The organism is Allobosea sp. Root483D1, assembly GCF_001429505.1.
Classification (GTDB): Bacteria; Pseudomonadota; Alphaproteobacteria; order Rhizobiales; family Beijerinckiaceae; genus Allobosea.
In genome coordinates this window covers 465679-477509 of the sequence record NZ_LMJW01000020.1, presented here as the reverse complement: position 1 = coordinate 477509, position 11831 = coordinate 465679, and the positions used below count along the sequence as shown (strand labels likewise).

At 67.2% G+C, this 11831-nt stretch carries 9 protein-coding genes; 4 read left to right on the top strand and 5 right to left on the bottom strand.

The genetic code is table 11. The features are described 5' to 3' along the window. Position 1: 1 nt before the first annotated feature. The 5 genes from ASE66_RS20830 to ASE66_RS20810 are packed head-to-tail and all read right to left on the bottom strand — an operon-like array spanning position 2 to position 4294. Positions 2–844, bottom strand: a complete 843-nt coding sequence (locus ASE66_RS20830; protein ID WP_057191609.1) for an alpha/beta hydrolase — start codon at positions 842–844, stop codon at positions 2–4. A 13-nt stretch (positions 845–857) separates the two neighbouring features. Then, the gene (locus ASE66_RS20825; protein WP_057191608.1) at positions 858–1220 is read right to left on the bottom strand and encodes an EamA family transporter; all 363 of its coding nucleotides are present in this window, start codon (positions 1218–1220) and stop codon (positions 858–860) included. Beyond that, entirely contained in the window at positions 1217–2140 is a 924-nt protein-coding gene (locus tag ASE66_RS20820; protein ID WP_162262516.1) for an arginase family protein, read from the bottom strand. Before ASE66_RS20820 ends, ASE66_RS20825 begins: the two co-directional genes overlap by 4 nt. Positions 2141–2157: 17 nt before the next feature. Further along, a complete protein-coding gene (locus ASE66_RS20815; RefSeq protein WP_082613609.1) occupies positions 2158–3609 on the bottom strand; it encodes an aspartate aminotransferase family protein in 1452 nt (483 codons plus the stop codon). Continuing rightward, positions 3602–4294 carry an MtnX-like HAD-IB family phosphatase gene (locus ASE66_RS20810; protein ID WP_057191607.1) on the bottom strand — a complete coding sequence of 231 codons (693 nt, stop codon included), beginning with the start codon at positions 4292–4294 and terminating at the stop codon, positions 3602–3604. The genes ASE66_RS20815 and ASE66_RS20810 overlap by 8 nt, the downstream gene beginning before the upstream one ends. 403 nt (positions 4295–4697) lie before the next feature. On the opposite strand from ASE66_RS20810, the gene ASE66_RS20805 reads away from it, so the two are divergent. From ASE66_RS20805 to ASE66_RS20790, 4 genes are read left to right on the top strand one after another with little or no spacing between them, the layout of a single operon-like run. Then, positions 4698–5483 carry an IclR family transcriptional regulator gene (locus ASE66_RS20805; RefSeq protein WP_057191606.1) on the top strand — a complete coding sequence of 262 codons (786 nt, stop codon included), beginning with the start codon at positions 4698–4700 and terminating at the stop codon, positions 5481–5483. Further along, entirely contained in the window at positions 5480–9328 is a 3849-nt protein-coding gene (locus ASE66_RS20800) for a hydantoinase B/oxoprolinase family protein (protein WP_057191605.1), read from the top strand. Before ASE66_RS20805 ends, ASE66_RS20800 begins: the two co-directional genes overlap by 4 nt. Before the next feature lie 47 nt (positions 9329–9375). Further along, positions 9376–11049: an OPT/YSL family transporter gene (locus ASE66_RS20795; protein ID WP_057191604.1), complete on the top strand. Its 1674-nt coding sequence runs from the start codon at positions 9376–9378 to the stop codon at positions 11047–11049. Between the two features lie 59 nt (positions 11050–11108). Continuing rightward, positions 11109–11780, top strand: coding sequence for an AroM family protein (locus ASE66_RS20790; RefSeq protein ID WP_057191603.1), 672 nt, complete (start codon positions 11109–11111; stop codon positions 11778–11780). Positions 11781–11831: the final 51 nt, after the last annotated feature.

The window sequence follows — 11831 nt, the reverse complement described above, 5'->3', positions numbered from 1 at the left end:
CTCATTCCGCCGCTACGATCTGCAGCAGCGCCGGGACACGGGCCTTGGCGAGCCGGTCCGCCAGCGCCAGCGAGCGCTCGATCACGATCTCATGCTGCTGGTCGATGGTGACCAGGTGATAGCTGTCGTCGAGGATCACCGCATCGACCAGCCCGCCGAGCTTGCGCTGAATCTCGAAGGCATTCGACAGGTCGGCGATATCGTCCTCGCGCGGGTGGACCAGAAGGGCGGGACACTTGACCTGCGCCAGCTCGCGACGGGTGACGGCGATCAGGTCCCACATCTCTTTCAGCGAGCCCGAGGGCGTGCCGAGCAGGCCGGCTTCCGAGCTGTCGCCGCTCGCCAGCGACGAGACCACCAGAGCGCGCGTGCGCGTGTCCTTCAGCCCGTAGGGCTCGCGCTCGACGAAGCGGTAGCGGCGCCCAAACGGCGTGTTGATCACCCATTTCAGCAGGAAGGCGTAGCGAGGGATCGACCAGCCATCATAGCGGAAGGTCGGGGCGTAAAGCGCGAGCCCATCGACCTGGTCCGGACGCTGGGCGGCGACATGCAGCGCGAGCACCGCGCCCATGGAAAGCCCGCCGACGATCACGGTGTCGCAGATCCCGCGCATCCGCTCGAGCTCTTCGAACACGCTGCCCGTCCAGTCGCGCCAGCCAGTGGCGAGGATCTCGGCCTCCCCGGCGCAATGCCCGGCGAGCTGCGGGCAATGGACGGTGTGGCCGGCACGATGCAGCGCGCGGGCGACGAAGCGCAATTCGGTCGGCGTGCCGCCGAGACCGTGGATGAGCAGGAAGCCGGTCCGGTCCCCGGCGAGGCGGACGTTGAAATCGCGCATGGTCATCGGAACATGTCCGTCAGGCGGTTCGGGCGACGACGATGACGCCGCAGGTGATCAGGAAGGAGCCGAGCCATTGCCGCCGGCCGACGCGCTCGCCGAGGAAGACGGCGCTGGCCAGGGAAATGGCGAGGAAGTTGGCGCTGGCGATCGGAAAGGCGATCGAGAGCGGCACCTCGGCCAGAATGCGCAACCAGATGAAGAACTCGGCGACGTAAGTTGCGAGGCCGGCCGTGACCCAGCCGCAGCGCGCCATCGCCACGGCAGTCGCACGGAAATCGGCGCCTTGCGGCAGCTTGTCCGCGCCGATCTTGAAGCAGAGCTGGCCAACGACATCGCAAACGACCGACGCTACGAACCAGAGGATGATGGTGGTGCTCATGGCAGCACTCGCTGGAAGCAGTCGATCAGGCTGGCATTGACGCGTGCGTTGACTGCGAGTTGCTCGGGCGTCGGCCTGAAGCGCGCCGGATGGTCGAAATAGGCGAGCGTCGCGCGGAACGGATCGGTGAAGCGCGGCTCCGACCAGTCGCCGCAGACGTCGGCACCGACGATCCGGCGCTCACTTGCAAGCCGCTCGACCGCCGCCAGCAGATGCCGGAGAGGCAATTCGCCCTGGTCCCAGTTGGTGCAGGCATCGCCCGGCCCGAGCACGTCCTTGTCGATCGTCAGCCAGACGGCGGTCGTCGGAATCGCAGTGATCAGCTCGTCGAGGAAGTCGGACCAATCCACCTCCGCAAGATTGCGCCAGTGCAGATGCCCGCCCTTCTGGCGGAAGCTCTCGGCGTCGCCATAGCGACCCCAGACCCGCGAGGGCGCGTGCCGCCACGGGTAGAGCGCGATCCGCCCCTCGGCCACGGCCCGGAGGTTGGCGAACCGCCATTCCGGGCGCACGAGATCATCGCTGCACGGGCCGATCGTCACGACCTTGCGCACCTCAGGCAACTCCAGCGCCCGGTTGACCCAGGCGCCGCAATTCACCGTCGCAGGAAAGCTGACCCAGTCGGGATGGTTGTCGAAATGCACGACCGTGACCGGCTCCTCGACCCGGCTCAGCAGAGCCGAGGTGACGTGATGGAAATCGCCCGAGCCGTAGAAGAAAACGGGCACGCCCTGCCCTTCGTCGTCGCGCCGGCCGAGCCGCTGGAGCAGTTCCGCCTTCGCCCGGCGGCCCGCGACGATGCGCAGCGCGCCGGCGAGGTCGGCGGCATCGATACGCGCGGCGGTGCCGGCGTCGATTTGCCGGCGCAGCGGCTCCTGCGCCGCCACGCTGCCATCGAGATCGATCACACGCAGACGCACCGGCCCGTCTCCGCGGCTCAGGCGCTGGCGACCCGGGCGAAGAGCTGGTCGAGCAGCTCGATCGCGAGGTCGATTTCGGCATAGCTCATGGTCAATGCCGGCGCGAGGGTGATGACGTTCTTGTAGTAGCCGCCGATGTCGAGCACGAGGCCATAGCGTTTGCCGCCGGCTTCGAGGTCGGCCTTCATGCCCTCGTCGCACATCAGATCGACCAGCCGCTTCGACGGGGTGAAGCTGTCATGCGGCTCGCAGATCTCGATGCGCAGCGCCATGCCGAGCCCGTCGACCTCGCCGACGATTCTGTGGCGGCGCTCCAGCCCCTTCAGGCCTTCGAGGAAATACGCGCCCTTGGCCATGACCATGGTCTCGTAGTCTTCTTCCTCCATCATCTTCATCGCCTCGAGCCCGACGGCGGTGCCGAGCGGGTTGGCGTTGAAGGTCGAATGGGTCGAGCCCGGCGGGAACACGGTCGGATTGATCAGCTCTTCCTTGGCCCAGATGCCGGAGAGCGGGTTCAAACCATTGGTCACCGCCTTGCCGAAGACGATCACGTCCGGCTGCACGCCGAAATGCTCGATCGACCAGAGCTTGCCCGTCCGGAAGAAGCCCATCTGGATTTCGTCGACGACGAGCAGGATGCCATGCTGGTCGAGCACCTTCTTGAGCTCGATGAAGAAGTTCGGCGGCGGGATGACGTAGCCGCCCGTGCCCTGCAGCGGCTCGACATAGAAGGCGGCGTATTCGGCCTCGCGAACCTTCGGATCCCAGACGCCGTTGTACTCGCTCTCGAACAGCCGGGCGAACTGCTGCACGCAGTGATGCCCGTACTCCTCCTTGCTCATCCCCTTGGGGCCGCGGAAATGATAGGGGAACGGGATGAAATGCGCGCGCTCGCCGAAATGGCCGAAGCGGCGGCGATAGCGATAGGACGAGGTGATCGCCGAGGCGCCGAGCGTGCGGCCGTGATAGCCGCCCTCGAAGGCGAACATCAGGCTCTTGCCGTTCTTGGCGTTGCGCACGAGCTTGAGCGAATCCTCGACCGCCTGGGCGCCGCCGACATTGAAGTGGACGCGGCCCCTGGCGCCGAATTTGCGCTGCGCATCCCTAGCGATCATCGCCGCGAGCTCGATCTTCTCGCGATGGAGATACTGGCTCGCCACCTGCGGCAGCGTGTCGATCTGGCGCTTCAGCGCATTGTTCAGGCGGGGATTGGCGTAGCCGAAATTGACGGCCGAGTACCACATCTGCAGGTCGAGAAAGCGATTGCCTGCCGCATCGAGCATGAACGAGCCCTCGCAACCCGAAAAGATCTTCGGGAACTGCGTGTAGTGGACGGTGTCGCCATGCGAGCAGTACTCGGCCTCGAGCGCGAGCAGGCGGGCCTCTTCCTCGGCGAGCGTCAGCGCAGCCGGCGCAGCGGAGGTGTCGACCGGCTCGGCGCGGTCGAGCAGGGTGAAGCCGTCATCCATTGATCATGTCCTTGCGTGCAGGGGCTGCCGGTTCGGTCGTGGTGTCCGACAGCAGGATTTCGAGGAGGCTGACGGCCTCCGAGAAGGTCTTGAACGGGCGGTGGCCGATGCCGTTGTCGCGGCAATGCGCGATCAACCCATTCTTGGCGAAGACGAGGTCGGCCTGGCCGGCCACGCAGAAATCGGAGCGGCCATCGCCGACCAGAAGGGTCAGCGGCCGGCTCAGGCTGCTGGCGACGCGGCATTTGCAGGTGCCGCTCGCGCAGCCGCCGGAGGGGTCGGCATGCGGCGAGGTCAGCCGCCAGCGATCGCCCGGCAGCGGTTCGATATGATTGGCGACGATGGCAAGGCCGCTCAGGCCGGCACGACCGAGCAGCGCATGGATGGTACGGTCGAGCCCGTCGGAGACGACCGTGACCGGAATCCCGGCGCGCTGGCACAGCCGCACGAAGGCGGCAAAGCCCCAATCGATCGCGAGCGAGGACACGAAGGTGTCGAACACGTCGGGCGAGGCGCGCAGCAGCGCGACCTGGCGTTCCATGCATTCGCGCGAGCCGATCGTCCCGGCGACCCAATCCGCTTCGATCTCTTCCCAGCCTGGTTCCGCGAAACGTTGCAGCACTCGGTCGGTCGTATCTTCGCGTGAGATGGTCCCGTCGAAATCGACGATTGCCTGCCAGTTCATGCCCGCTGTGCTCCAGCCAGTCCGCGTGTCGCCTCAGCAACCCCCGTGCCACACGCCAAGTCATTGAAAAATCGAGCTGAAGAGGGCTGCAATCCGGGCTGCAGCTCTCGCCTTTTGGAGGGGTCTCCATTTTTTGGAGCTTCGCGCCTTGCGAGACGGGGTGCATCGTCCCGGGCGACCGAAGAGAGACCCGAAATGACACTGTGTTTAGGCTCGAATTGATCATTTGAAAGCGCCCGCGCCGCTCGCGGCCTGCCCGTCCGACATCATCGCTACGAACGATTCGAACCGGACCAGACACCCCCGCGACACAAAACGTCTTGACTCATCGTCGCTTCAGCGTACTGTTCCCTTTATTGCAACTTAAGTTCCATTTAATGGAACTTTCTTTGGAAGCGACCGGATGTCCATCCTGACGGCAGCCGCAGACGTGCTTCGTTGCTTCTCCAGCACGCGTCACGACGTGACCGTGACCGACCTCGTCACTCTGTTGGGCATGCCCAAGAGCAACGCCTCGCGCCTGCTGCGAGCGATGCGCGACGAGGGGCTTCTGGAAACGGTCGGCGACAGCAAGCGCTATCGCCCGGCACTGCTGCTCGCCCAGGTCGGCCAGCTCTATCGCTTCGCCGCCTCGCTGATCGACCGCGCCGACGCCGTGGTCGGGTGCGCTTCCAACGTGATCGGCCACACCGCGTATGTCAGTGTCCGCCGCGGCACCGAGATCATCGCCGTCACCGCCCATCCCGGCCGACACGCTCTGCGGGTCGTCACCTCGATCGGCGACCGCATTCCGGCCTTCGCCTCCAGCACCGGCCGTGCCCTCCTCGCAAGGCTGTCCGACGAGGACGTCCGTGCGCTCTACAAGGACGGATTCACCGCCCCGTCGCAGACCGCCCCCCGCGATATCGACGAGTTGCTGGCGCGGCTGGCCGAGGTCCGCAGCGCCGGCTTCGCCGAATCCCATGACGAGGCGGTGCGCGGCGTCCACGCCATCTCGGTCGGCGTCGGCGATCCCGCCACCGGCGACGAGGTCGCGCTCTGCATCTCCTTCCCGGCCGCGATGGTCGAACCCGGCGAGCGTCTCGCCATCATCAACTCCCTGGCCGAAGCCGCCGCCGAGATCGCGGCCCTGACCCAGGACAAGCGCTTCTTTCCCTTGAAACTCTCACTTTCGGAGACTGCTCCATGAGCAATCGCTGGCGCATCGGCTTCGACATCGGCGGCACCTTCACCGATTTCATCCTCTATGACGGTGAGGAGCGCTCCGTCCTCCTGCACAAGCGCCTGACGACCCCGCACGACCCGTCCGAGGCGGCGCTGATCGGCCTTGGCGAACTCGTCGAGATGGCTGGGATCACGCTCGCCGATGTCGGCGACATCGTCCATGGCACGACTTTGGTCACCAACGCCGTGATCGAGCGCAAGGGCTCCAAGCTCGGCCTGATCACCACCAGGGGCTTCCGCGACATCCTCGAAATGGGGACCGAGCAGCGCTACGACATCTACGACCTGTTCCTGACCTTCCCCGATCCGCTGGTCTCGCGCGAACACCGCCTCGAAGTGCCCGAGCGCATGGACCGCGATGGCAAGGTCGTGACCGCGCTCGATGCCGAGGCCGTGCGCAAGGCGGCCCGCGAGCTTGCCGCCGCCGGCTGCGAGGCGATCGCGATCTGCTTCCTCAACAGCTACCGCAACCCGGCGCATGAGCAGGAAGCCGGCCGCATCGTCCGCGAGGCCTGCCCGGAGCTCACCGTCTCCCTGTCGAGCGAGGTCGTCGCCGAGATCTGGGAGTACCAGCGCTTCGTCACCACCGCCGCCAACGCCTATGTCCAGCCGCTGATGCGGCGCTATCTCGAACGGCTGGAGCGCGAGCTCTCCGCCCGCTCCTTCCGTGGCGCGCTGCGCTTGATGCATTCGGCCGGCGGCCTGGTCTCGCCCGAGACGGCCCGCACCTTCCCGATCCGCCTGCTCGAAAGCGGCCCGGCCGGCGGCGGCCTCGCCACTGCGCTGTTCGGCGAGCTTGCCGGCCACAAGGACGTCATCTCCTTCGACATGGGCGGCACCACCGCCAAGGCCTGCATGATCGAGGACGGCCGCGCCGAGATCGCGCCGATGCTGGAGGCCGGCCGCGTCAACCGCTTCGCCAAGGGCTCCGGCCTGCCGATCAAGGCGCCGGTGATCGACATGATCGAGATCGGCGCCGGCGGCGGCTCGATCGCGGCGATCGACGAGGTCGGCCTGCTCAAGGTCGGCCCGCATTCGGCCGGCTCCGATCCCGGCCCGGCCTGCTACGGCATGGGTGGCAAGAAGCCGACCGTTACCGACGCCAATCTCGTGCTCGGCTACTATGACCCCGGCTTCTTCCTCGGCGGGCGCATGGCGCTCGACCTGGACGCGGCGCGCAAGGCCGTCGCCACTGTCGCCGAGCCGCTCGGCCTCTCCATCGAGGAAGCGGCCTGGGGCATCCACAAGGTCGTGGTCGAGAGCATGGGCGCCGCCGCCCGCGTCCATCTCGTCGAGAAGGGCAAGGATCCCCGCCATTACGCCATGGTTGGCTTCGGCGGCGCCGGCCCGGCGCACGCCGTCGACGTCGCCCGCGTGCTCGGCGTCAAGCGGGTCATCATCCCGCCGGCCTCGGGCGCAGCCTCGGCGCTCGGCTTCCTCGCCGCGCCGCTCTCTTTCGATCAGGTGCGCTCGCTGCCGGTCGAGTTCTCCGAGGGCTTCGACGCTGCCGCCGTCAACCGCGTGCTGACCGAGCTCGAGGAAGAGGGCCGCAAACACCTGATCGAGGCCGGGGTGAAGCCTGGCGACGTCACGGTCGAGCGCTCGGCCGATATGCGCTTGGTCGGCCAGATGCACGACATTTCGGTGCCGCTGCCGTCAGGCGCGATCGACGCGTCCAGCCTGGAAGCGATCCGTGCCGCCTTCAGCAAGACCTATTCGGCCCGCTACACCTCGGTCTATGAGGGCGCCCGGCTGGAGGCGATCAACTTCCGCGTCCGCTGCGCCGGCCCGGTGCCGACGCTCTCGCTCTCCGGCGCGGCCGGTGGCGGCGACACCACGGTCAAGCTCAAGGGCAGCCGCCGCGCCTGGTTCGAGGGCGGCTGGAGCGAGGCCGAGGTCTACGACCGCTACGCCCTGCGTTCGGGCGACACGATCAGCGGCCCGGCGATCATAGAGGAGCGCGAGGCGACCACGATCGTCCCGCCCGGCGACAGCGTCGTGATCGACGATGTCCTGAACCTGATCATCCATGTCGGCCAGGCCAACGCGGTCGAAACCACCATCACCGCCGACATGCCGCTGGCGGAGGCCGCGCGGCGCATCGAGGCCGATCCGATCTCATTGGAGATCATGTGGAGCCGGATGATCAACGTCGTCGAGGAGATGTGGCTGACCGTCTGCCGCACCGCCTTCTCGCTGGTGATCTCGGAGGCGCAGGACTTCGCTTGCGAACTGCTCGATCCGGAAGGCGAGACGCTGGCGCACTCGCCCCGTGCCATGCCGGTCTTCAATCTGACGCTGCCGCGCGCGGTGAAGGCGCTGCTGGAGCGCTATCCGGCCGAGACGCTGAAGCCCGGCGACGTCCTGATCACCAACGATCCCTGGCTCTGCGCCGGCCATCTCTTCGACATCGCCATCGTTACCCCGGTCTTCCTCGGCAACCGCGTCGTCGGCCTGATGGGCACCGTCGGCCACGTCTCCGACATCGGCGGCACCAAGGATTCGTTGCGGGCCCGCGAGATCTACGAGGAAGGCTTCCAGATCCCGCCGATGAAGCTCTACGAGGCCGGCAAGATCAACGAGACGCTGGTCCGCCTGCTCGCCGAGAACGTCCGCAACTCCGAGCAGGTGCTCGGCGACCTGCACTCCTTCGTGGCGGCGAATGCGATCGGCGCCGAGCGGCTGGCCTCCTTCCTGACCGATTACGGCATGCAGGATTTGCGGGCGCTGGCCCATGTCGTGCAGAGCCGCTCCGAGAAGGCGATGCGCGAGGCGATCCGCGCGCTGCCGGACGGCGTCTATCACGGCACCGTCTCGAACAATCCGCTCGGCACGCCGATGACCTATCCGCTGGCGCTGACGGTCAAGGGCGACACGATCCATCTCGACTTTGCCGGCGCGCCGCCGCAGCTGCCGCAGGGCGGGCTGAACTGCACGCTCAACTACACGATGGCGCACGCCACCTACCCGCTGAAATGCATGCTCACTCCGGGTGTGCGCGGCAATGCCGGCTGCTACCGCGCCTTCTCCATAGATGCGCCCAAGGGCTCGATCCTGAACTGCGACAAGCCGCTGGCGGTCAACCTGCGCACCCGCACCGGCTGGTATCTCGCGCCGAACATCTTCCGCGCCTTGTCGCGGGCGGCGCCGAAACAGGTGCAGGCTTTCACCGGCCTGCCCGTCGCGGCCAGCGTCTATGGCCGAGACCAGGCCGGCGACACCTATTCCGACATGCTCTTCGTCGGCGGCGGCCAGGGCGGCTCGGCCCATGGCGACGGCAAGTCGGGCCTGCTCTACCCAACCTCAGCGGCCAACACCTCGATCGAGACCTTCGAATCGCGCGTGCCGGTGCTGGTGGTCGAGAAGACCTATCTGACCGATTCCGGCGGTGCTGGCCGCCAGCGCGGCGGCCTCGGCCAGCGTGTGCGCCTGCGCAAGCTCTCCGATGACGGCCTGCCGACGCTGGTCTCGCTCTATCCGGAAGGGGTTAACAACCCGATCCCGGGCCTGTTCGAGGGCAAGGCCGGCGGCGGCGCCTCAGGCCGGGTCATCGACGAGCAGGGCCATGTGCTGAAGGACGTCGGCACCGGCGAGCTCGTCCAGGTCAAGCAGCCGCACGAGATCGTCGAGCTCGTGCTCGCCGGCGGCGCCGGCTACGGCCCGGCCTCCGAGCGCCCGCGCGAGGCGATCGCCCGCGACATCGCGCTCGGCCTCGTCTCGCCGGAAGCGGCCAGACGCGACTACGGCGTGCATGCCGCCCATGCTTCCCAGGATGTCGGCGAGGCCAAGACCGGCATCCTTGTTGCCTGACTGATCAAGCGAAAGACGCCCGCTGGGGCCAATAAGGGGATTGAGGCATGACGACGCAAAATGACGGAGTGCCTCGGCGGCACCCCAGCCTGTTCGAGCCGGCGACGCTGGCGCTGATCGCGATCCTCTGCGTCTTCGGCGCGATCATCGGGATGCAGTTGCTGGTGTCGCTCGGCATCACCGCCAACACCTCGCTGATCGGGGCGCTTGCCGCCATGGCGCTGGCGCGTGTGCCGCTCGCCATGTTCGCGCGCTACCGCTCGATCCATGTCCAGAACCTGGCCCAGAGCGCGATCTCCTCGGCCACCTTCGGCGCGGCGAACAGCCTCTTGCTGCCGGTCGGCATCCCCTGGCTGCTCGGCCGGCCGGACCTGGTGCTGCCGATGCTGGCAGGCGCCTTCTTCGCCATGCTGCTCGATGGCTACCTGCTCTACCGGATGTTCGATTCCCGTGTCTTCCCGGCGACCGGAGCCTGGCCTCCGGGCGTCGCCGCCGCCGAAGCGATCAAGGCCGGCGACGAGGGCGGCCGCAAGGCGGTGCTGATGGGCGTCGGCTTCGTCACCGCCATCCTCGTAGGCTTCGTCAAGGTGCCGCTGGCCTGGATCGGCTTCGCCGGCTCGGCCGCCGTCTCCGGCATTCCGATGTCAGCCTTCGGCGTCGCCTTCATCGGCAACATCTGGGCGCTGACGATGTTCGGCATCGGCCTGTTGCTGCGCGGCTATTCCAGCCAGATCTTCGGCGGCCCGCTCTTCGAGACCATCATCCCGAAGGGCGACCTGATGGCGGCGTATATCCCGCATGGCTTCATGATCGGCGCCGGCCTGGTCGCGCTGCTGCAGGTCGGCCTGCTGCTCTTCCGCCGCAGCGAGGCGCAGAAGCAGGCCGAGGCTGCATCGGGCACCACCGATGCGGAGGTGAAGCGCGCGCTCGGGCTCGGCACGATCGGTTATCTCGTCATCGCCATCTTCATCGCGCTGGTCGGCGGACTGATGAGCGACATGTCGATCGGCATGCTGATCCTGTTCGTGCTCTATGCCGCCTTCGCGGCCTATGTGCATGAATTGATCGTCGGCCTCGCCGCGATGCATTCTGGCTGGTTCCCCGCCTTCGCTGTCGCGCTAATCACCTTGATCATCGGCATGCTCATCGGCTTCCCGATGCCGGCACTGGCGCTGCTCGTCGGCTTCTCGGCCGCGACCGGTCCTGCCTTCGCCGACATGGGCTACGATCTCAAGGCTGGCTACCTGCTGCGCGGCAACGGCGCCGATCCCGCCTTCGAGCGCGAGGGCCGCCGCCAGCAGCTCTTCGCCGCGATGTTTGCCTTCGTCATCGCCGGCGCGGTCGTGCTGGTCTCCTACCAGTCCTTCTTCGACCAGAACCTCGTCGCACCCGTCAACAAGGTCTATGCCGCGACGATCAAGGCCGGCGTCGCGCCCGGCGTCGCCTGGCAACTCTTCCTCTGGGCGATCCCCGGCGCGATCCTGCAATTCGTCGGCGGACCCAAGCGGCAGATCGGCGTGCTCTTCGCCACCGGCCTGTTGATCGCCTTCCCGATGGCGGGTTGGGCCGTGCTGGCCGGCATCCTCTGCAGGCTGGTCTGGGAGAAGCTGCGCGGCACGAACGGCGAAGGCGACATGGAGGTCTTCGCCGCAGGTGTCATTGCCGGCGACGCGATCTTCTCCTTCTTCGACTCCGTCTCGAAGAATTTTTTCAAGCGCTGAACACCGGAGGTCCGGGCTGGCAACGGCCCGGACCTCACCGTTTGCGGAAGGAAAGGCCCATGGGCAAACTCGGCACCCTCACCATCGGCCAGGCGCCGCGCGCCGACATCACGCCGATCCTCGATACAGTGCTGCGCTTAGAGCTGCCGCGGCTGCATGCGGGCGTGCTCGACGGGCTGTCGCGCGAGGAGATCGCCCGGGATTTCGCACCCGAGGCCGGCGGCGCCCTCCTGATCACCAAGCTGCTCGATGGCACCTCAGTCGTGATCGACCGCCAGCGCACCGAGCGCGCAGCGCAAACCAAGCTCGCCGCGCTCGAAGCGGCCGGCTGCAGCACGATCCTGATGCTCTGCACCGGGCATTTCGCGAGCCTCGCCACCAAGCGTGCGCGGCTGATCGAGCCGGACCGCATCCTGCCTCCGACGGTCGCGGCGCTGGTCCAGGATGAGCAGCTCGGCATCATCGTGCCGCTCGCCGAACAGATCTCCTCCGAAGCCGGGAAATGGGCGCCGCTCGCCCGTCCACCGATCTATGCCGCCGCCTCGCCTTATAGCGGCAATGGACTGTCCGTTGCGGAGGCCGCCGAAGCGCTCGCCGAGCGTGGCGCCAGTGTCCTGCTGATGGACTGCATGGGCTTCGTCGAGCGCCACCGTCAGGAGGCGGCCGCAGCCGGCCTCCCGGTCATCCTGTCGAATGCGCTGATCGCCAAGATCGTCTCGGAAGTGGTTTGAGGGCAATCAGCTGGCCGTCATTGCGAGCGTAGCGAAGCAATCCAGGAGCGG

What these genes read in the sequence shown, in the direction of transcription:
- ASE66_RS20830 (WP_057191609.1), bottom strand. Translation starts at nt 844, where the DNA reads ATGACCATGCGCGATTTCAACGTCCGCCTCGCCGGGGACCGGACCGGC.
- ASE66_RS20800 (WP_057191605.1), top strand. Translation starts at nt 5,480, where the DNA reads ATGAGCAATCGCTGGCGCATCGGCTTCGACATCGGCGGCACCTTCACC.
- ASE66_RS20825 (WP_057191608.1), bottom strand. Translation starts at nt 1,220, where the DNA reads ATGAGCACCACCATCATCCTCTGGTTCGTAGCGTCGGTCGTTTGCGAT.
- ASE66_RS20810 (WP_057191607.1), bottom strand. Translation starts at nt 4,294, where the DNA reads ATGAACTGGCAGGCAATCGTCGATTTCGACGGGACCATCTCACGCGAA.
- ASE66_RS20795 (WP_057191604.1), top strand. Translation starts at nt 9,376, where the DNA reads ATGACGACGCAAAATGACGGAGTGCCTCGGCGGCACCCCAGCCTGTTC.
- ASE66_RS20790 (WP_057191603.1), top strand. Translation starts at nt 11,109, where the DNA reads ATGGGCAAACTCGGCACCCTCACCATCGGCCAGGCGCCGCGCGCCGAC.
- ASE66_RS20815 (WP_082613609.1), bottom strand. Translation starts at nt 3,609, where the DNA reads ATGGATGACGGCTTCACCCTGCTCGACCGCGCCGAGCCGGTCGACACC.
- ASE66_RS20805 (WP_057191606.1), top strand. Translation starts at nt 4,698, where the DNA reads ATGTCCATCCTGACGGCAGCCGCAGACGTGCTTCGTTGCTTCTCCAGC.